Annotated in this window: 20 protein-coding genes; 17 read left to right on the top strand and 3 right to left on the bottom strand. The window is 42.4% G+C overall.

Annotated elements, in window-relative coordinates; all coding sequences use genetic code 11:
- Positions 1-457 precede the first annotated feature (457 nt).
- From AC25CA_RS15365 to AC25CA_RS15355, 3 genes are all read left to right on the top strand, one after another.
- Entirely contained in the window at positions 458-1,738 is a 1,281-nt protein-coding gene (locus tag AC25CA_RS15365) for a dicarboxylate/amino acid:cation symporter (RefSeq protein ID WP_486814721.1), read from the top strand.
- 111 nt (positions 1,739-1,849) lie between these two features.
- A complete protein-coding gene (locus AC25CA_RS15360) occupies positions 1,850-3,025 on the top strand; it encodes a MalY/PatB family protein (protein WP_486814720.1) in 1,176 nt (391 codons plus the stop codon).
- Between the two features lie 59 nt (positions 3,026-3,084).
- Positions 3,085-4,254 carry a trans-sulfuration enzyme family protein gene (locus AC25CA_RS15355; protein WP_486814719.1) on the top strand — a complete coding sequence of 390 codons (1,170 nt, stop codon included), beginning with the start codon at positions 3,085-3,087 and terminating at the stop codon, positions 4,252-4,254.
- 68 nt (positions 4,255-4,322) lie between these two features.
- On the opposite strand, the gene AC25CA_RS15350 is transcribed toward AC25CA_RS15355, so the two are convergent.
- On the bottom strand, positions 4,323-5,735 hold the full coding sequence (locus tag AC25CA_RS15350; protein ID WP_486814718.1) for a sigma 54-interacting transcriptional regulator: 1,413 nt from the start codon (positions 5,733-5,735) through the stop codon (positions 4,323-4,325).
- A 217-nt stretch (positions 5,736-5,952) separates the two neighbouring features.
- Here AC25CA_RS15350 and AC25CA_RS15345 point away from each other — a divergent pair, with 217 nt between their 5' ends.
- The 8 genes from AC25CA_RS15345 (at position 5,953) to AC25CA_RS15310 (ending at position 13,534) form a co-directional block, all read left to right on the top strand.
- Complete coding sequence (locus AC25CA_RS15345; protein WP_486814717.1) at positions 5,953-6,519, top strand: 2-oxoacid:acceptor oxidoreductase family protein; 567 nt, start codon at positions 5,953-5,955, stop codon at positions 6,517-6,519.
- Positions 6,519-6,812, top strand: a complete 294-nt coding sequence (locus tag AC25CA_RS15340; protein ID WP_486814716.1) for a 4Fe-4S binding protein — start codon at positions 6,519-6,521, stop codon at positions 6,810-6,812. The genes AC25CA_RS15345 and AC25CA_RS15340 overlap by 1 nt, the downstream gene beginning before the upstream one ends.
- Positions 6,812-7,990: a transketolase C-terminal domain-containing protein gene (locus tag AC25CA_RS15335; RefSeq protein WP_486814715.1), complete on the top strand. Its 1,179-nt coding sequence runs from the start codon at positions 6,812-6,814 to the stop codon at positions 7,988-7,990. Before AC25CA_RS15340 ends, AC25CA_RS15335 begins: the two co-directional genes overlap by 1 nt.
- A gap of 11 nt (positions 7,991-8,001) precedes the next feature.
- Positions 8,002-8,931 (top strand): thiamine pyrophosphate-dependent enzyme, encoded by a 930-nt coding sequence (locus tag AC25CA_RS15330; protein WP_486814714.1) that lies wholly within the window; start codon positions 8,002-8,004, stop codon positions 8,929-8,931.
- A 407-nt stretch (positions 8,932-9,338) separates the two neighbouring features.
- A complete protein-coding gene (locus AC25CA_RS15325; protein WP_486814713.1) occupies positions 9,339-9,947 on the top strand; it encodes a TetR/AcrR family transcriptional regulator in 609 nt (202 codons plus the stop codon).
- A gap of 96 nt (positions 9,948-10,043) precedes the next feature.
- Positions 10,044-11,240 carry a thiolase family protein gene (locus AC25CA_RS15320; protein ID WP_486814712.1) on the top strand — a complete coding sequence of 399 codons (1,197 nt, stop codon included), beginning with the start codon at positions 10,044-10,046 and terminating at the stop codon, positions 11,238-11,240.
- 48 nt (positions 11,241-11,288) lie between these two features.
- The gene (locus AC25CA_RS15315) at positions 11,289-11,696 is read left to right on the top strand and encodes a Zn-ribbon domain-containing OB-fold protein (RefSeq protein WP_486814711.1); all 408 of its coding nucleotides are present in this window, start codon (positions 11,289-11,291) and stop codon (positions 11,694-11,696) included.
- 122 nt (positions 11,697-11,818) lie between these two features.
- Positions 11,819-13,534, top strand: a complete 1,716-nt coding sequence (locus tag AC25CA_RS15310) for a hypothetical protein (protein ID WP_486814710.1) — start codon at positions 11,819-11,821, stop codon at positions 13,532-13,534.
- A gap of 146 nt (positions 13,535-13,680) precedes the next feature.
- Here AC25CA_RS15310 and AC25CA_RS15305 read toward each other — a convergent pair whose 3' ends face one another.
- Positions 13,681-14,607: a LysR family transcriptional regulator gene (locus AC25CA_RS15305; protein WP_486814709.1), complete on the bottom strand. Its 927-nt coding sequence runs from the start codon at positions 14,605-14,607 to the stop codon at positions 13,681-13,683.
- Positions 14,608-14,890: 283 nt separating this feature from the next.
- On the opposite strand from AC25CA_RS15305, the gene AC25CA_RS15300 reads away from it, so the two are divergent.
- From AC25CA_RS15300 to AC25CA_RS15275, 6 genes are all read left to right on the top strand, one after another.
- A complete protein-coding gene (locus AC25CA_RS15300; RefSeq protein ID WP_488193288.1) occupies positions 14,891-16,225 on the top strand; it encodes an acetyl-CoA hydrolase/transferase family protein in 1,335 nt (444 codons plus the stop codon).
- Between the two features lie 29 nt (positions 16,226-16,254).
- Positions 16,255-17,250, top strand: coding sequence for a beta-keto acid cleavage family enzyme (locus tag AC25CA_RS15295; RefSeq protein WP_486814707.1), 996 nt, complete (start codon positions 16,255-16,257; stop codon positions 17,248-17,250).
- A gap of 60 nt (positions 17,251-17,310) precedes the next feature.
- Positions 17,311-18,006 (top strand): CoA transferase subunit A, encoded by a 696-nt coding sequence (locus tag AC25CA_RS15290; RefSeq protein ID WP_486814706.1) that lies wholly within the window; start codon positions 17,311-17,313, stop codon positions 18,004-18,006.
- Positions 17,999-18,661, top strand: coding sequence for a 3-oxoacid CoA-transferase subunit B (locus tag AC25CA_RS15285; RefSeq protein ID WP_486814705.1), 663 nt, complete (start codon positions 17,999-18,001; stop codon positions 18,659-18,661). Before AC25CA_RS15290 ends, AC25CA_RS15285 begins: the two co-directional genes overlap by 8 nt.
- Positions 18,662-18,678: 17 nt before the next feature.
- Positions 18,679-19,869, top strand: coding sequence for an acetyl-CoA C-acetyltransferase (locus AC25CA_RS15280; protein ID WP_486814704.1), 1,191 nt, complete (start codon positions 18,679-18,681; stop codon positions 19,867-19,869).
- Positions 19,870-20,209: 340 nt separating this feature from the next.
- Entirely contained in the window at positions 20,210-20,839 is a 630-nt protein-coding gene (locus AC25CA_RS15275) for a flavodoxin family protein (RefSeq protein WP_486814703.1), read from the top strand.
- A 57-nt stretch (positions 20,840-20,896) separates the two neighbouring features.
- Here the strand turns inward: AC25CA_RS15275 and AC25CA_RS15270 are convergent, their stop codons facing one another.
- Entirely contained in the window at positions 20,897-21,430 is a 534-nt protein-coding gene (locus AC25CA_RS15270; RefSeq protein WP_486814702.1) for a dihydrofolate reductase family protein, read from the bottom strand.
- Positions 21,431-21,463 lie beyond the last annotated feature (33 nt).

Here is a 21,463-nt window from a genome sequence, read left to right as displayed (position 1 = left end):
GGAAGATTCACGGATAGAAATCGATTTCCTTTCAATTTCCTTTCAGGGTTTGAATGGATCAAATAAGTGAAATAGAAATGAGTCAAATTTTGTTCAATGATAGAAACATGAGCCAAAAAGCTTGAAAATTCAACGAAAACGATGTCAACCATAGCAGAAGCAACCAAATGCGAACAAGAAATCTTTTACGATTTCACAGGGTTGTTTCTCTATGGCTTTTTTTTATTTTCGATTGAAACGGTTTCTACTTTCTCTTTTGGCACGCAATTTGCATATGTTAAGTGTGTAAAGAATTTGGCTCCCTTTCGAAGATGAGAAATTCGCAGAAATTATAGTTTTCATTTATAGGGGTCTTCGAAATGAGTAGCTACATTCAAATAGCGAAACAAGGGGGAAGGAAGAAAGGGAAGCTAGTGTCTGCATGATGAATTTATTAATTAAAAATTAGGAGGAAATTATGTCAGCAACGATTACAAAGCAATCTGTCTTTAAAACGTATAAGTCCGTAATATTATTGATTTTAGGTATCTTAACCGGTTGTATTGTCGGTATTATCTATGGAGAAAAAGCAACGGTATTAAAACCATTTGGTCAAGTCTTCTTAAACTTTATGTTTACCGCAGTTGTACCACTGGTATTCTTTAGCTTATCGAGCTCCATTGCAAAAATGTCCAATATGAAGAGACTCAGCAAGATTTTGAAAAATACGCTGACCATTTTCTTTATTACGGGAATTATTGCATCAATCTTCATTATCGTGGTTGTCACAATCATTCCACCAGCTGCAGGTGTCAACATTGATATGGGCGCTTATGATCAAGGTCAGCAAATGAACATGCTGGATCAAGTGGTGAAAGCGATCTCGGTTAGCGACTTTAATTTGATTCTTTCCAGAAACGCCATGCTTCCTTTGATCATCTTTGCTATGGTATTTGGATATTGTGTTTCTTACGTAACGAAGCAGCGTGGAGAGTCAGCAGCGACGTTGGTTGATGTTCTTGATACTTGTGCAGAAGCATTTATGAAGATGATCAACATCATCATGCTTTATGCGCCAATCGGTTTGGGCGCTTACTTTGCAGCTTTAGTTGGAACCTATGGTTCAGAATTAATCGGCGCATACACCAAAGCTGTTGTGATGTTCTTCCCAATCTGTATCACATATTTCCTAATTGCTTTTACAGGATACTCTTACTATGCAGGCGGCGTAAAAGGTGTGAAAAGCTTCTACAAAAATATTTTGCCAGCGGTAGTTACCTCACTTGCTACACAAAGTTCAATCGCAACTTTGCCTACGAACTTAGCTGGAACAAAAAGAATGGGTGTTCCTGAAGATATCTCCAATATCGTTCTTCCATTGGGCGCAACGATTCATATGGATGGTACGGCATTGACAACATTGATGAAAATTGCATTCCTATTCGGTATCTTTGGAATGGACTTTACAGGTCTTGGCGTTTGGACAACAGCCATCGCGATCTCGGTTATGAGTGGCGTGGTTATGAGTGGTATTCCAGGTGGTGGCATGATGGGTTCTTTGATTATTGTTGCTTTCTATGGTTTTAACACAGAAGTTATTCCAATAATCGTAACCATTGGTATGCTGACAGATGCCATCGCAACGATGATCAATGCAACAGGCGATGCAGTAGTATGTATGATGGTATCAAAACGAGTAGAAGGTAAGGACTGGATGGAAGCGAGCGAAGAAGCTGAAGTCGTAGAAATTAGCGCATAAAAAATAGAGTTTGAAAACCAGAGTTAGAAAGCCCTTTCCGAAGGGGTCAGGGCTTTCTATGGGTTTTCTTCTGGTCATACAAGTTGCTTCAAAGAAGCAGGAGGAAAAAACATGTATAATTTGAATCAAGTCATTGGGCGAGAGAATACAAGCTCCGTCAAATATGAAGAAATGGATAAAAAGTTTGGCAGCAATGATCTGATTCCCTATTGGGTAGCGGATATGGATATCAAATGCCCGGATTTTATGATTGAATCCTTGGTAAAACGCGCGGAGCACGGTGTGTTTGGCTATACCAAAAGAATGCCTGAGTTTTATTCGGCAGTTACAGGATGGTTGGCAAATCGGCATCAAATTTTTGTAGATACGGAAGATATCGAATATGGTCCAGGAGTTGTATTCCTTCTGAACACCATGATTCGCCTCCATACCAAAGAAGATGACAAGATCATCATTCAATCACCCGTTTACTATCCATTCAAAGGAATTATTGAAGGAAATAAGCGCATTGTATCAGACAACCCATTGGTATTTAGGGATGGAAAATACATGATGGATTTTGAAAATTTAGCTGAATTGGCTAAAGATCCAGCTTGTACCATGATGCTTCTTTGCAGCCCTCATAACCCGGGCGGTCGCGTTTGGACCAAGGATGAAATCACCCAGTTGGCAGAGATTTGCTTGGAAAATGGTGTGCGCTTGGTATCGGATGAGATTCACTTTGATCTGGTTTATCCAGGGACGAAACATTTTTCAGCCATTAATTTAGAGGAAAAACATAAAGATAATACCATTGTTTGTACGGCACCAAGCAAGACTTTTAACATCGCTGGTCTTCATTCTGCTTATTGTATTATTCGCAACAAGGAAGATATGGCAAGATATAAAAGTGAATTGGGTTTGATGGATTTAAATCGGTCGAATTCATTTAGTCGAGAGATCACACAAACGGTTTACGAGCAGGGCGCAGACTATGTGGACCAACTGGTCGCTTTCCTTGAAGGCAATATGAATTACACCTATGACTTTATCACTGAGCAGATTCCAGGAATTAGGCCCTATAAAATGGAAGCGACTTATTTGATGTGGTTAGATTGTAAAGGTTTGGGTGTGGATTCGGACCGTATTGATAAATTGTTCGCGGAAGATGCGAAAATCGCCTTGGACAGTGGCTATTGGTTTGGAGAAAATGGACGCGGATATATGAGAATTAACATCGCATGTTCAAGAGAATTGCTTGAAACGGGACTGAATCGGTTGAAGGAAGCCGTAGAACGTCTCGGTTAAATAGAAGAGAGAAAACGGGATTGTAAGGATAAAATGGAACGGGGCAAAGGAGAACTGAAATGAAATTCAATACGAAAGCCATTCATGGCGGAAAAATTCACGAAAAACAATTTGGCGCTCATGCGACACCGATTTATCAAACATCAACGTTTGTATTTGAGAGTTGCAAGCAGGGCGGAGATCGATTTGCTGGCAGAGACAGTGGCTATAAATACACAAGACTAGGCAATCCAAACACGACTGAAATTTCAGCAAAGATGGCAATCTTGGATGAAACTGATGCGGGTCTTTATACCAGTTCAGGCATGTCGGCCATTTCAACAGCCTTAATGGGATTGATGAAAGCAGGGGATCACTTCATCTGCTCGGATTGTGTCTATGGCGGCACCTACGCAGTGATCGACAAGGTCATTACCAACTACGGTATTGACATGGATTATGTAAAAATTAATGACGAAGCAGCCCTTGATGCGGCTTTTAAAGAAAATACCAAGGTTGTTTATATTGAAACACCAGCAAACCCGACCCTGGAATTGATTGATATTAAGAAGATTGCAAAGATTGCTCATGACAAGGGTGCCATCTTGATTGTGGACAATACCTTTATGACTCCGTATTTGCAAAAGCCGATGGTACTTGGCGCAGATCTTGTAGTTTACTCGGTAACCAAATACATTAATGGTGCCGGCGATGTTGTTGGCGGTATGATTACAGGCAAGCAAGAGTATGTTAATCGTATCAACAATCCACATCTTTTGAATCTGGGTGGAACGGGATCACCATTTGACTCATGGTTGGTATCTCGAGGCATTAAGACTTTGGGTGTGCGAATGGAACGACATTGCACCAATGCCATGGCTGTTGCTGAATATCTGGAAAGCCATCCCAAAGTGAAAACGGTCTATTATCCAGGACTTAAATCTTTCCCTCAGCACGAATTGGCCAAAGAGCAAATGGACGGCTTCGGTGGAATGATCTCTTTTGAGTTGGTTGGCGGATTTGATGACGCGCAAACCTTGTTGGATAATTTGAAGATTTTTGGTCTTGCTGTCAGCCTGGGCGGAGTTGATTCTTTGATTCAGCATCCAGCATCCATGACCCATGCAGGCATTCCAGAGCCAGAGCGGATTAAAGCAGGAATCACCAATGAATTGGTACGTGTTTCAGTGGGCATCGAAGATATTGAGGATTTAATTGAAGACTTGGACAAGGGATTTGAATTGATCTAATAAAAATGGCGAAGGCCCGGAAGTGAAGATTTCCGGGCCTTTTTAATAAGTTTATACTCTTAATGCTTTTATTTCTTTTGCTTCTTTAGATAATAGGCGACCTGGTAATATTCAATCGCGTAGCCTTTTTCCTTCAAAGCGGTGGCAATCTTTCGTGGTCCCAATCCTTTTGCATGATAGTTTTGGATCATCTCTTTGGCTGTTTTGTTTAAGCCGTGCTTTTTTCCTAGAGGAGCAGGGGGTTCGGTTTGCTTGAATTCAAAACTTTCGAAGGGAATATGCTTGGCTTCAACAATGGTGGTAATATTTTTTTCTGATTGGATGTCCGATATTAAGGGTGCGGCTGCATCAATACTGAAGTTGATGACATCACGAAACTGCCGAATATTTCGTGGATACTGAGCCTGAAGCAGCAGGCTTTTGGCTTCATCGGTAAAGGAAACCTGATAGTGGATGTCGTGAATTTCCTTGACGGCATTTTCATATTTTCGAACAAAGTGTTCAAAAAGCAATACTTTTTCTGATGAGTCTCTTTCGCTTAATGATGGAAGATGAAGCGCGTATTGGGCCAGACGTTGGTAGAGTTCCGGCAGCAATTGTTGAGAAAGATTTTTGGTGGATGCTGCAATAATAATAACATCAACCTTGATTTCCTTGGTACCGCCGATGCGGCGGATGGTACCGGATTCCACGGCTTTCAGTAAAATGTTTTGGTATTGTTCCAAGGCATGGGCTTCATCGAGAAAAAGGATGCCGCCATTGGCTTTTTCAAAGAGTCCCTTCATTTGGCGCGACCCTGTGTAGGCGCCCGCCTCGCTGCCAAAAATTTCTACGGCTGCGATATCTGGGTTTGTGAACTGAGCACAGTTGATTTCAATAAAGGGAGCATCTTGGTCGATTACACCCACTTGCTTGGCATAGTTGTAAATGAGGTTGGCCAGCATGGTTTTTCCTGTTCCAGATTCTCCGGTAATAATGGAGTGTCTGGGTCCGCCAAGGGATCCAACGGTGCGCTTGGCCTTTCGCAAGACAGTCATTAAACTGCCGCTATTGCCAATAATATCTAGAATATCTTCTTCGGATGTATTGAGTGCCAGGTGGAGTTCCAATAAAGTGATTTTTCGGTTCAGTTCCTCAATGTCACGAACATCTTTGAAGATGGAATATGCACCGACAAAGACACCGTCTTTGATCAGAGGATAGGAGCTGACCACATATTTTTTATTGTCGACATAATGGATTTCTTGTCCTCGGATCGCTTTTTTTGTTTCCAGTACGGTAAGCAAAACTGCTTCCGAATAGAAATCGGTAATGGGTTTCCCGAGCATTTTATCGGTGGTTGTATTGGCATAAACGGCAGACATTCGATTGGAGTAGAGGAGGATGCCATTTTCATCGACGACATTGATGCCGTCATTTGCATCGTCTAAAATTCCTTCCATTAATTTGTCGGTAAATAGGCTATCTCTGGTTAGGTTCATTAACAGTCTCCTTTTTTCTAACATATAACACTTTTCTAACAATAGTATAACAGAAATTCTAACGAAAACGAAAGAAAATACAGGTGAAAGCGTGTGAATGACACGAATTTCAAGTTGGCATGAGACTTGCAATATAAATAAGTAATTCTTCCGAACATGCGAGATGAAAGCATTACATACTTAGGATGTTTCGGGAAAAATAGTAGGAGGATAAATCGTGATAGAGATTCGATGGCACGGACGAGGTGGACAAGGCGCAAAAACAGCTGCGCTTTTGCTTGCTGATGTTGCATTTGAAACGGGTAGATACGTTCAGGGATTTCCTGAGTACGGCCCAGAGCGGATGGGGGCACCCATTACGGCCTACAACCGCATTGATGAAGACCCAATTCGGGTACATTCCAATATCTATGACCCCAATTTTGTTGTGGTGATTGATGACACCTTGATTGAACCGGCACAGGTTGCCAAGGGCATTAAGGACGGTGGGGCCATTCTCATCAACAGCAAGAAATCTCGTGATGAGATTCAAGCCCTTTTAGGCGATTATCAGGGACGGTTTACGGTCATTGATGCGGAGAAAATTTCCGTGGCGACCATTGGCAAGAATTTTCCAAATATCCCCATGCTGTCAGCCCTGGTTAAGATCGCTGGAATCATGGACGAAACCGAGTTTGTTTCAGGCATTGAAGCCTCTTTCCACCATAAATTTTCTTCCAAGCCGGAAGTGATTGCGGGAAATATGGCAGCCGTGAAATTAACCCTACAAGAGGTGAATGCGTAATGAAAAAAATAAATCAAAACGTAAATTGGAAAGACATTACACCTGGCGGAACCACTTGGGAGCCGGGTAATGCCCAAGAATTTATTACAGGTGACTGGCGAACAGAGCGGCCCGTATGGGACCAGGAAAAATGCAAGCAGTGCCTTTTATGCACGCCGGTTTGCCCAGATTGCTCCATCCCTGTTGAGGGAAAGAAGCGAGTCGAATTTGACTACGATCATTGCAAGGGATGCGGCATCTGTGCCAAGGTATGTCCATTTGGTGCAATTAGCATGGTAAAGGAGGGGAAATAGTGATTAGAGAACGATTATCCGGCAATGAAGCCGTAGCAACTGCCATGAAGCAGATCAATCCAGACGTGGTTGCAGCCTTTCCCATTACCCCATCAACAGAAGTACCTCAGTACTTCTCTCGTTTTGTAGCCAATGGTCAAGTAGACACCGAGTTTGTACCGGTTGAATCCGAGCATTCGGCAATCTCTGCCTGTGTGGGTTCTCAATCTGCAGGTGCCAGAACCATGACAGCGACCTCTTCATGTGGCTTGGCCCTTATGCATGAGATCTTGTACATCGCATCGTCGTCAAGACTGCCTATTACAATCTCTGTGGTAAACCGTGCCTTGTCGGGACCCATCAACATCAATGCCGACCATTCCGATTCCATGGGTGCCAGAGACGCCGGTTGGATTCAACTTTACTCAGAAAACAATCAGGAGGCCTATGACAACCTGATTCAAATCGTTCGAATCAACGAGCACAAGGATGTATTGCTTCCAGGCATGGTATGCCAGGATGGTTTTATTACCTCTCATGCGGTTGAAAACATCGAACTCCTAGAAGATGAAAAGGTGAAGGCCTTTGTTGGGGAATATGAGCCAGACCATTTCTTGTTAAACCCCAATGAGACCATTTCCATTGGCCCTTACGATTCATCAAACTTCTACATCGAGCACAAGCGTCAGCAGGCGGAAGCCGTGAAAAATGCCAAGCGTGTAGTCATGGAAGTGGCCAAGGAATACGAAAAGATTTCAGGCAAAAGCTATGGCTACTTTGAAGAATACAAGCTGGATGATGCAGACCTTGCTCTTGTGATCATGGGTTCCGCTGCCGGTACGGCAAAAGAAACAGCGGATCGTTTAAGAGCAAAGGGAATCAAGGCGGGTGTTCTAAAACTTCGCATGTATCGTCCTTTCCCAGGCCAAGAGATTGCACAAGCCCTTTCTCATGTAAAAGCCGTTGCCATCATGGATCGAGCGGAAAGCTTCTCTAACATGGGTGGCCCGGTATTTGCAGAAGTGAAGGCGGCTATGTACGATTTGGAAACGCGACCAAAAATGGTGGATTACATTTATGGCCTAGGTGGACGAGACGTACGCGTAGAAAGCATCACAAGCGTCTTTGCAGATTTGCAAGCAATCGTTGAAACTGGTGAGACGGGTGACGTCTACCGATACTTGGATGTTCGGGAATAGGAGGAGAGAATATGTATAATTTTAAAGACAATATGAGCAAACCAGAACGTCTCTCTGGCGGACACCGCATGTGTGCCGGCTGCGGCGCACCGGTAGCGGTTCGGGGAATTCTTCGGGCCATGAAACCAGAAGATCAAGCGGTGATTGGCTGTGCGACAGGTTGCTTGGAAGTTTCGACTTTTATGTATCCCTATACAGCTTGGAAAGATCCCTTTATCCATAACGCTTTTGAGAATGCATCGGCAACCGTAAGTGGGGCGGAAGCAGCCTACAAGGCCATGAAAAGAAAAGGCAAGATTGACAAAGAAGTGAAGTTCATCACCTTTGGTGGTGACGGTTCTTCCTATGACATTGGTTTTCAATCCTTGTCGGGTGCCATGGAACGGGGCCATGACATGGTCTACGTCTGCTACGACAACAATGCCTATATGAACACGGGTATTCAGCGTTCTTCAGCAACACCCAAGTACGCCGATACCACAACAACCCCTGTTGGATCGGATTCCAACGGCAAGCAACAATACAGAAAAGATTTGACTGAGATTATGGTTTCACACCATATCCCATATGTAGCTCAAACCACCTTTTTGACGAATATGAAAGATCTGCATGAAAAGGCTGAGAAGGCCATCTACATGCAGGGCCCCGCATTCCTTAACGTCTTAGCGCCTTGCCCGCGTGGATGGCGTTATGAAGCTTCCCGCTTGATGGAGGTGACCAAGCTGGCTGTAGACACCTGTGTATGGCCAATGTTTGAGGTAATTAATGGTGTATGGCACTTAAGCTATGAACCCAAGGTGAAGAAACCGGTTGAGGACTACCTAAAAGTACAGGGACGCTTCAAGCATCTGTTCTTACCAGAGAACCGCCACTTGATCGACGAAATTCAGGCAGAAGTCGACAAAAACTGGGAAGAACTGAAGAAAAAGTGTAACGCCTAATTTAAACACCCTAAGTGAAAAACCCTATTATAGAACACCCCCACAAGAAAAACCCGGAAGCTTACCACTTCCGGGTTTTTTGTCGTTCTCACTCCCAACAAGAAAAGGGTTAGGGCATAGTAACATTGCGCAATTCATTCGATCCATTTGACTTGACAAGGCTGATTGATTTAAGTTTTCGAGATTCAAGTTTAAATAGTAGTTGACAAATCCATACCAGAATGATTAAAATAAAGCATACATGAACATGAATTCACATTCAGTTTCCGAAATTCTGCTGTCGTAAGTCGTATGCTAGCCGAGAAATATTTACTCAAATGCAAGTGGTTTGTTGTAAGATAGTGTAAAGGATAGAATGAAGTGTATAACTGCTATCAACACACTATTGATAATTGGAGGCGAAGTGTATGGAGTTTTTATTAATTGAGCCAAAAACGAAACGAGGACAAGCAACCCTTGCATTGATTTTAGAGGTTGCGGAACAAATATTTTCAGATAAGGGGTACTCAGAGACCAGTGTGACAGATATCACCAAAGCTGCCGGAGTTGCAACCGGTACATTTTATCAATACTTTCCAGGGAAGCTGGAACTCTACAAATACCTAATCGAGGAATGCGGCAAGCAAATCATTGAAGCGATGAAGGTTAATGATTTGCCGGAGGGATTGTCAAGGCGAGAGATTGAAAAGGCTGGGATCAGAAGCTGGTTGCAACTAGCGCATGACAAGCCGCAATATTATCGGATTATTTGGGAGTCATTATTTATTGATAAAGAAATATTTATCAGTTGGTATAGAAAATTCTTTTCCATATACGAGCAGGGAATTCTAACAGGACAAAGTGAAGGAACGGTAAAGAATTTTGATTCTGAAGTATTGGCATATACCTTAATGGGGGCAGCCAACTTCCTTGGTATTCACTTGGCTATTTTAAATACGGAAAAGAAGGAATGGGATTTAGATTATATCGCGGATGAATATATGAAGATATTTGAGCAGGGAGTATTTTTGGAATAGATGATGAGAATCCTCCTTGTTTGGCAATACATTTATAGTTGATTATAAGCTCTTTATGAGTCTATATAAATATAATGAGAACGAGGAGGATGACGAATGAGTAAAGGGAAGGTCGCAATAATCGGCGTGGGTAATGTACCATGTGGCTATTACCCTGAACGAAGTGCACTTGAAGGGGCAATTTACGCAAGTGTTGGGGCAATCAAGGATGCTGGAATCAACAAGGATGATATTGATCTTTGTTTGACGACAAGTGTTTTGGCAGATCCAGGCGGGTTGACAGTTGAACTTGCAACAGGCCGTATGGTTGAGGAACTGGGATTGAAAAATTGTAATAACAATTTTCAAGTATTTTCAGGGGGCTCAAGCAGTACGAACTGCATCAAAGTTGCTGAGGGCATGATTGCAGCAGGAACGGCGAGTATGGTTCTTTGTGTTCATACGGATAAGTTGGGTTCCGGTTTTGATCACTTAGGGATTGATGTTCAGCAGATTTTTACAACGGCAGGATTCTCCCCAGAATGGGAGCAACCCTTTGGTATGAGCATGCATGCGATTACAACAATGGGACTGAATCGCTATGTATATGAGAGCAATGGAAAGGTAACAGATGAACAACTTGCATCTGTTGCGGTTTCGGACCGGAAGTGGGCAGAAATGAATCCGATGGCTGCTTATCGTGATCCAATTACGGTAGAAGACGTTTTAAATTCAGGGAAATTACCTTCAGGTATGAATAAGCTTGAGATCGCGAATTTTCTGGATGGTTCTAATGCATTTATTGTTACTTCTGTAGATCTGGCAGAAAAACTTGTTGATAAGCCAGTTTACGTTTGGGGAAGTGGTTCGGTAGTCGACCATTGTCTAATTGCTTCATCGGATGACTGTTTTAGACAAAACAACCGAGAAGCTTCGACAAAGGCATTCAATGAGGCAGGTCTTGTAATTGATGATTTGGATTTTGCTTCGATTTACGACTTTACGACATCTGCTCAAGTTTATGGATTTGAAGAAGTATGTTTCCTTGAAACCGGCGATGGTCCGGCTTTCTTTGCAGAAGGTCATGGGGCACCGGGCGGTAAGTTTCCTGTTACAACGAACGGGGGCATGTTGTCTGAAGGGCATACAGGAGCCGGTGGCGGTTATGCCACTTTGGTTGAAACGATCCGACAACTGATGGGGAAAGCTGGCGAACGGCAAATCCCGAATTGCAAAAAGGGTCTTTATAATACCAGTGGTGGTACTGGTGGAGATTCAAATGTTACGATTTTTGGAACTGATCGGCCAGAGTAGTCTAATTCAAAACGATAAGCATACTTTCAATAAGGAGGAAATTTCATTATGACAATGAATGTTAATAGACCTTTGCCTGCGATGCAGAGATGTGCAGTCCCCTTTTGGGAAAGCATTAAAAATGGAGAACTTGCTATTCAGAAATGTAAGCATTGTGGGAAGTATATTTTTCACCCCAAATTTTTCTGTCCAGAATGCTTAAGTGATGAACTTGAGTGGGAAGTTGTTTCTGGAAAAGCAAGCCTTTATACCTTTGTAACATTTGAACCGGGTCAGTCACCATTTGGTGGAGAAGAAGGGTTAACCGTTGCCTTGGTTGATCTTGATATCGGCGTTAGAATGTGTACAAATATCATTAACACAAAGCCTGAAGACATTAAAATTGGGATGGATTTGAAATTCGAACCACTTTGGATTCGTGAGGATTTTGCATTACCAACTTTTACAAGAGCGTAGCGTATATACAATAATTCTGCTGTATCAAATGGCAGCCCATCGAGGTGAAATTTCCCTGAGGTTTTAGATGGGCTGTTTTTTTACGCTTAAAATTGGATAATTTGGAAGGGAGTAAAGAGTAGATGAAGCAAAATAATGAAAAAAAGTCTCGATCTAGAAAGTTTGCCATAATAGGAATTCTATTTGCGATCGTTATTCTTTTAGTGGCAACCTTGAAGGGTCAAAATTCGGGAGAGAGTATCTTGGAGTATCGAGGTGTTGTGGACACATCGCTGCCGGAACATCCTTATTTGGCACAAAGTGAAATGTCCAAAACGCATGCAAATGCATATTCAACGGGTGCATTTATGACGGCAGGCCCCACAGGTCCTAGCCAAACACTCTCTAAAGATGATTATGATCATATAAGTTCGGTGCCATTCTTAATTTCTATGCAATATTCATCGCCATACCCGGATGGGAAACAAGTGATTTGGATCAGCCAGACCGAACGTGTGATGAAGGTGGATGTGACAGAAGATGAAATTGTACCCATTGATACCTTGTATCTTGATGAGTTGCCAGAAGAATATATTGACAAAAATACCAGTAAGGTAGCACCCATCAATGATCTAAAGCTCTTTGGATTGCATACGATGTATAGTTTTCTCAAAGACGAAGCGCTTGAAAAACAGGCAAATAAAATGATACCAAAAGTGGATTGGTCGGAAACGGTGTATTCCGGTGTGTATTCCATGCTTGATCGAGACGGTAATTTTTATGTGGCTCATGATCGAAAAATCATTATTTATACCGATTCTGTTCAGGGTGACAGAAACTCACCGATTTCAGTGAAGGGACAATATTTGCTGGATGAGGAGAAGATTGATCCGAAAGGTACCATTATGGGCGTCTCCATGACATGGGACGGTTATATCGCGATCATGACTACCACTGGTGAAGTTGCCGTGGTATCACGAGATTTAAAAGAAGAGCATTATATTGATATTGAAGATGCCGGTGTCATTCGCAACTCGCTAGCAGTTTGCGAGGATGGTGGAATTTATATTGTGACAGATACGAAAATGTGTCGCGTACAGTGGACTGGATCAGAACTGACGCAGTCTGAGGAAAAGGGTGCTTGGGAAGCGAGTTACGAATACTCTCTTGATCAAGACGGATTGCCAACAGGAAGTGGATCAACGCCTTCTTTAATGGGCTTTGGAAATGATGATCAATTTGTTGTATTCACCGATGGATGTGATGTGAACAACATGGTTTTGATGTGGCGTGATGAAATTCCGGAAGATTGGGAACAAATTCAAGGAACAAAGAGCCGAAGAATTGCGGCTCAAGTTCCGGTTGATTTTGGCGATCCTGAACTGGATCTTTCTTTCTCAGAGCAATCTGTTTTGGTGAATGGCTATGGATGCATGGCGGTAAATAATATTTTCACTGACACCAGAACGGGTGAAAAACGCTATGTCACCTCTACTGAACATATGATGGCAAATCGGGCTGAATACTTGAAAGTACCCTATGGGATTCAGAAATTTGAATGGGACTCTGAGTCAAGAATTTTAGCAAGTGCCTGGGTTAACAATGAAGTGAGTTCTCCAAGTAATGTGCCTTGTATGAGTGTTGGAAGCAATATGGTCTATATCAACAGCCCTTATGAAGACAAATGGTCTTTGGCTGGTATTGATTGGACGACTGGAGAAACAGAATTTCGCTATATGTTCCCAGATAATAATATGAAATATAGTGCATGTGCGGCTGAGATGCAGGTACTTCCTAACGGTGATATCATGCACGGAACCTTCTATGGGCTGATGAGGATTAAAAATCAGGATCAATAACGCAATCAAACACCGCAAGTTCCAATTTTATCGAATATAAAATAGGGTATTGAAAAAGGATTGAATCCACATAGTATTGGATTCAATCCTTTTCTTTTTGTGTATCAATTTCGGATTAGAACAAGTTGAAGCTACATGACGTCCAATTATTGTGGATTTGACGTGCTTGAAAAAAAATCTCGAATCAATTCTAGCGATTGCAGCTCATTTTTTGAAAGTTGATCGGCTGGTCGATGAATGAAGAAATTGTTGATCGCGGTGTCGAATCCAGTCAGTTTTATCCGATGAATCGACTTGTTTTTGATATAGGGAGAATTTTCAACAGAAAATGCCGGAACGATTGTTGCTACGTCACAACGTATGATGGTTCGCATAATGCAGTCGATGTTGTCGAAAATAGAATGTTGATGCAATTTTTTAAAGTTGTAAGAGGGGAAGCTCCCTGTAAACTGGGGAGAATAGGAAGTAGAGGTAATGTTTAAATCAATGATTTCATTGATGTTGATTTCTGTGTAGTTAGCATAGTGAGATTTTGCACTCACGCAAAGGCAGAACTGATCTACAAATAGGGGTTCAAATACCAATCCATTATTCTCAGCAACGGCCTGTTCCATGCCAATTTCCAAATTAGTTGCAGCGGAAACCGCGATATTTGCATTTCCATTTAATATGGAAGTAATAGATTTTCTGGACAGCGTTTCTTGCATATGAAGAAGTGCATGATTGTTGTGCTCAGACAATTTCATGCTGAGGAATGGACCGATTTCAGGACAAAGGGCCGGATAACAAAGAATATTGCAGGTGGTAGGCTGCAAATTTGGTAAATTTGCTAGGTCACACATTCGTTGGTAATTATCTTCCAATACTTCCATGATTTGAAGCGCTTCTTCCCCTTTTGGCGTCAGTTTTACGCCGGAAGGCGTTCTTGTAAAAAGATCGAAATTAATTTCCTTTTCTACTGTTCTTAGGATCGCGGAGAGTGAAGTTTGACCAACAAATAGTTTTTTGGCAGCACCGGAAATAGATCCGATTTTTGCGATTTCGATAATGTATTTTAAGTCTCTAAATTTCATAGAAGTCCTCTTTTTCCAGCCATCCTTTTGAATAAAAATCCATAAGGGTGGCTTTTGATTGAAATCAATTAGAAAACAATGATTCCTTTTGTAAATTATCTCATTCCATCCAATCACTGTCAATCTGCCTATCAGTTTTTTTGTTAACCCACATGCAAAATTTGCTCACTACTCCCTAGGAAAACGTTAGGATAGACTGAAAATAAAGAATGCGTATCATCTTTTCTAGATTGTTTGGAAGAGTTGAGAAGCGCTTACAATGTCTAGGATCAATAAGAGATAGGTGCTTCAAATAAAAAAGAGGGTGGACAAGATGAAAGTTCAAGAAAAAATGATTACTGTTGAACAGGCGCTTAGCATGGTGAAGAGTGGAGATGACGTTGTAACTGGTTTGGGAGCCGGAGAAGCATGTCGATTTATGCAGGAACTTCATTCAATTGCAGAACGCGTAGAGAATGTAAATATTATTAACTGTTTACCCACTCACCCGGCAAATTATTATGAAGAAAAATATCGAAATGCATTTCAGGTTGAGGGGCTGTTTTATTCTTCAGAATTAAGAAAAGCAAACAACAGTGGCATGGCTACTTATGTACCAAATCACCTTCGCCTTTCAGCTGATCGCTGGCTTTTTCAGCGTAAACCTAATATCTTTGTCGGTGTTTCAACATTGCCAGATAAACATGGCTTTGTTTCTCTTTCCTTATCCACTGCATATGAAAAGCGAATGATGGAAGCGGCTGATCTCGTAATTATGGAAATTAACCCCAATTTCCCAAAGACCTTTGGTGATGCGGAAGTTTCTGTTGATGACATTGATTATTTAATCGAAGCGGATTACCTGCCACCCTATATTCCTGAAACACAGCCCAATGAAAAAGATAAAAAGGTAGGTGCGTTTATTGCAGGACTCGTGCCAGATGGTGCATGTATCCAATTGGGAATTGGTGGAATACCCAATGCGGTCGCTGATGCCTTGGGTACAAAAAAAGACTTGGGTGTGCATACGGAAATGCTCACAAGCGGCATTATGAAACTAGCTAAAGCTGGGGTCATAACAGGCAAGAAGAAACAAATCAATCGTGGCAAGATTGTCGCGGCTTTTGCTTTAGGTACATCGGAATTATATGAATTCATGGATGAAAATCCAAGCATTGTCATGATGGATAGCAGTTGGGTAAATGACCCATATGTGATTTCGCGCAATGAAAATCAGTATTCCATCAATACAACCCTACAGGTAGATCTCACCGGTCAATGTGCATCGGAATCATTGGGGTCGAGACAGTTTTCTGGAACCGGTGGACAAGCTGATACAGCAATTGGCGCTCAAATGTCACGAAATGGCAGAAGTATTCTCGCTCTTCATTCGACCGCCGCAATTAAAACAGCAGATGGATCTTTCAAGGTCGTGTCAAAAATAATGCCACAATTAACACCAGGAGCGGCTGTTTCATTGTCTCGAAATGATGTAGATATCATCGTTACTGAATATGGGATTGCTGAGTTAAGAGGCGTGTCAATCAAAGAACGAGTGAAGCGGCTAATCAAAATTGCACATCCGGACTTTAGAGATGAACTCTATAAAAAAGCGCATGAATTTGGAATTATTCATTAATAATTTGTTTGAAATAAGGAGGAAAAATTATGTCTGAAATAAAGAAGTATCTTTTGGGAGATTATCGTGAAACATTCAAATATTCCAATGAACTGGCGAGGCACGGCTTGACGAAAATGCAACCCTTGATCATTACTTGTGCAATCACAGGGGGAATTCATGGTGCTGAAGCAAATCCAGCCTTGCCTGAAACCCCGGAAGAGCAAGTGCAAGCCGCATATGAAGCCTATAATGCCGGTGCTTCAATGGTTCATATACACCGAAGAAACCCAGATAATCTTTCGATCATGTCACAAAAAGCCGAGGAATATTTGGAAGTGAATCGTATGGTTCGAGAAAAGTGCCCAGACCTTATTATCAACAATACCTGCTTGGGTGCACGGATCATCAATGAAAAAGAAGGAACAATCTCAGCACCATTTGCGCCGTCTATTGGTGCGAAACCTGAGGTGGCAAGTGTCGACATCGCTTGCACTTCGATTCGCGCACCAGTGAAGGCGAGGAAAGCGCCTTTAACAGGACGTGATGAAGATGGAGTTGTAAACTTTGACCTTTATATGTCCATGCAGAATTGTGAAGATATTACGCTATTATTGAATGAAAATGAAATTAAACCGGAGTGGGAGTGCTTTGATATTGGTAATATCAAATATCTTAACGAAATGATTCGTCGTGGCCATGTAAAAGATCCGTATTGGGCACAAGTTCTGTTTGGTGGAACCGGAATTTTTCCAAGTGTAGAATCGATGAAGTTGGTAACGGAAATGATGCCACCCAATGGAAATTTAAGTGTGATTGGGATTGGCGCTTGTCAAACGGCAATGCTTACAATGGCTATCATCATGGGTCATCATGTTCGTGTCGGATTGGAAGATAACGTATTTTATGCGCCACATGAGCTTGCAACTAGTAATGCTCAGCTGGTGGAGCGAATGGTTCGAATTGCAAAAGAAGTAGGCAGACCAATTGCGACGCCCGCCCAGGCGCGGGAAATGATGGGATTGGGTGCACCAAGAATGTACTAGGGGAAAAGGTAATCGTTGGAGAGTAAATAAAGAAGAGTCATGTAATAGGGAGGGTTCTAGATGGTTAAAATTATGGATATTGAAAAAGCGCTGACGCTTGTACCGCATGGCGCAACAATCATGTTTGGCGGTTTTCTTGGATGTGGAAGCGCGCATCAGATGATAGATGCGCTTTCAAAAAGTGAAAAGGAAAATTTTACAATTATCTGCAACGATGCAGCAATTTTAAATGGTCCGGATGGAAGTGAGCATTATGCAATCGCTAAATTAATTCACAACAAACAAGTGAAACACTTGATTGCGTCACATGTGGGCTTAAATCCAGAAGTGGCGGCTCAAGTTCGTGAAGGCGAGTTGAAAGTTACCTTGATACCTCAGGGGTCCATGGCTGAAATGATTCGAGCGGGAGGTGCCGGTCTGGGCGGGGTACTCACACCGACAGGAGTGGGCACCATTCTAGAGGATAATTCGGAAATCGTATATGAAAAGAAAAGGATTGATGGGGTGGATTATCTTCTCATGAAACCACTACACGCAGATATCGCCATTATCAATGCTGATCAAATAGATACGAATGGGAACATGTGGTACAAAGGGACAACGCGTAATTTCAATCCTCTGATGGCGACTGCAGCTGATCTTGTTATTGCAGAAGCGGATCATGTGGTTCAAGTAGGAATCATTGAACCTGAAAATGTGATAACACCCGGCGTATTTGTAGACTATATCGTAAGAGGGGGAAAACAGAATGGATAAGGGTACGGCAAAAAGAGTGATTGCCAAGCGTGTTGCTCAAGAACTTAGAGACGGCGATGTAGTTAATCTTGGTATTGGGATTCCGACTCTCGTACCTTCTTTTCTTCCTGAAGGTGTGAACGTGATCTTGCAGTCTGAAAACGGGATTATTGGAACGGGGCCAAAACCTTCTGCTGAAGAAACCAATCTTCTTTACTGTACAGATGCAGGTGGCTCTGCTGCTCAGGTTTCCTTAGGCGGTTGCTTTATTGATTCTGCAACTTCTTTTGCTTTGATTCGTGGCGGGCATGTAGCAACCACTATTCTAGGTGGATTAGAAGTGGATGAAGAAGGTTCGCTTGCTAATTGGATTATACCTGGGAAGAAAATGCCTGGGATGGGTGGCGCTATGGACCTATTAGTCGGTGCGAAAAGAGTGATTGTTGCCATGGAACATACTGCTAGGGGACGGGCAAAAATTCTCAAAAAGTGTCGACTGCCATATACAGCCGTACATTGCGTGTCTTCGATTATTACGGAAATGGGTGTTATGGAAGTAACGGAGGAAGGCCTACTGTTGACAGAGGTAAATCCTCAATTTTCCGTACGGGATGTACAAGATGCGACTGAAGCGACGCTTCGTGTCAGTCCTGAACTGAAACAGATGAGCTTATAAAAAGGAGAAATGGATTGATGGATAGCGTATATATAGTGAGTAGTTGTCGGACAGCAGTAGGAACGATGGGTGGAGCGCTTAAAGATGTCTCAGCGGTTGATTTAGGAGTTATTGTCGCAACGGAAGCAATGAAGAGAGCCAATATCCAACCCCAACAGGTGGATGAAGTTATGTTTGGCTGTGTGCTTACAGGCGGTCAGGGACAGAATGTGGCGCGACAGATTGCGATAAAATCAGGCATTCCAGAGACCACAACCGCTTATACCTTGGGCATGGTGTGTGGATCAGGGATGAAAACGGTGATAGAAGCAATTCGAGCGATTCGTTCTCAAGACGCAGATATCATCATGTGTGGAGGAACTGAGAATATGTCAGCGTCTCCTTATGTTGTGCCTACCGCTCGTTTTGGTGCTCGTTTGAACAATGCAAAAATGATCGATACACTGGTCAATGATGGACTCTGGGATGCTTTTAACCAATACCATATGGGAATAACGGCAGAGAATATTTGTGATCAGTGGAATTTGAGTCGTGAGGAGCTAGATGCGTTTGCTTTACAGTCGCAGCAGAGAACAGCAGTGGCCCAAACGACTGGGAAATTTGAAGATGAAATCGTTCCTGTAGCGATTAAGAAAAAGAGAGAAATCATAGAATTCAAAGTGGATGAACATCCTAGAAATAATACCTCAAAGGAAAGTCTCGCGAAGCTTCGTCCTGCATTTATACCTGTTGAGGGTCGAGTAACGGCTGGAAACTCTTCAGGTATAAACGATGGTGCTGCAGCGATTATTGTTGCTTCCGGTGAAGCGGTGAAAAAATACAATTTAAAACCAATTGTGAAGATTGTAGGCTGGGGTCAAGGTGGTGTTGATCCTTCAATTATGGGGATTGGTCCTGTTCCGGCTACACGTACAGCATTGGAGAAGGCTTCCCTTTCAATTGGTGATATCGATTTGGTGGAAGCAAACGAAGCCTTCGCCGCTCAATCGATCGCAGTCGCTCGGGAGTTGGAATTTGACATGTCGAAAGTGAATGTAAATGGAGGAGCAATTTCTTTAGGCCATCCAATAGGATGTTCAGGTGCTCGTATTGTTGTCACCTTGCTACATGAAATGATGAAACGGCCAGATGCGAAACGAGGTCTTGCCACACTTTGTATCGGTGGTGGAATGGGTGTGTCGACTATATTTGAAAAAATCGAAGAATAGTCTGCCTGCAGTGACGAGATACAAGCGGTAGTCGACAAGAACTAAAGAAAAGATGTGATTCCTAAAAATGAGTATCCTTTAATTGAATACCCCCTATAGAAGGACCCGGAAGCTTACCACCTCCGGGTCCTTTCGTATGAAGAGACTGTCTCCTTTTCTTCTTTCCTTTGACAAATGATAACGAGAGAGGGAAGTATATAATAAAAATATAGATTATGTTTGAAATGAACTCAAAGATTGAGAAGAAGGAAGTTTTTATAAGTAAACTTGCGCTGACTAATAGTTTGATATAAAATCATATGAATAAATGATCAATTGATTTAATGATTTGGAGGAAAATATGAAGGTAGTTGGTATTAATGGGAGTCCGAAAAAAGAAGGCAATACCTACCATGCGTTGAAGCTGGTGATGGCGGAATTGGAGGGCCAGGGCATAGAAACAGAGATTATTCATGTGGGTAATCAAAAAATTCGCGGCTGCATGGGTTGTGGCATGTGCTTTAAAAACCGGGATGAAAAATGTGTCTTCGGTGATGACAAAACAAACGAGTGGATTCAATCCATGAAGAAAGCAGATGGCATTATTTTGGGTTCACCCGTACATTACGCAGGTGTTGCAGGCACCATGAAATCATTCTTGGATCGTGCATTTTATGTGTCGGGCGCAAATAATGGTCTCTTTCGGCATAAAGTGGGGGCAAGCCTGGCGGCGGTTCGCCGGTCCGGCGGCATTCCTGCCATTGAGCAATTGAACAAATTTCTAGATTATGCAGAGATGATCACGGTCAAGTCCAATTATTGGAATGTGATTCACGGCACAGCCCCTGGTGAGGTTTTGCAGGATGAAGAGGGCGTGCAAATTATGCGCGTTTTGGGTAAAAACATGGCATGGGTATTGAAATCCATGGAGGGTGAAAAGGAATCTGCACCTGACTTGGAAAGAAAAGTGATGACGAATTTCATTCGCTAATGACTTGTAGCAAGAAGAAGGGCTTGAGAATCCAAATGGATTTTCAAGCCTTTTTCATTATTTTCTTTTTGTGTATCTGAGCATGGCGATCCCATCTGTAACGGTTGATTCTTGAAGGTGAAGGGGAATGGTTGGATTGTTTTCTAAAAATAAGGGTCGACCTTTCCCCAGAATGATTGGGATGATCCCGATGATATATTCATCGATGATATCGGCCTTGATAAAGGCATCGGTCAGTCCGGCACCGCCAAAGAGCCAGATATCAGATCCTTCTTCTTCCCTCAATTCCTGGATCCTCTTGATGATGTCTCCATTGAAAAATTCTACATATTCATTGCTTTCCATCGTTCGGGAAGTCGCAACAATGAATTTCTTCTCCTGATAATTTTCGATATTGACGATCCCGCAATCGAGGAAGGCGTTAGCGCCCATCACAATGGTGTCTACTCCGCCGACAAATGCCGGAAAGTCGAACTGCTTGTCTGTGTTGTGATTGGGATCTCCATCCCCCATAATCCAGTCGAAACCACCGTCTTTGTCCGCGATATAACCATCTAGACTGATGGCCAAATTTAGAATAATTTTTCTCATTGAAACCTCCTAGTTTGTACTTGCTTTATCTAT

The organism is Gottschalkiaceae bacterium SANA, assembly GCA_036323355.1.
Lineage (GTDB): Bacteria > Bacillota > Clostridia > Tissierellales > GPF-1 > GPF-1.
This window is presented reverse-complemented; position numbering and strand designations above follow the sequence as displayed.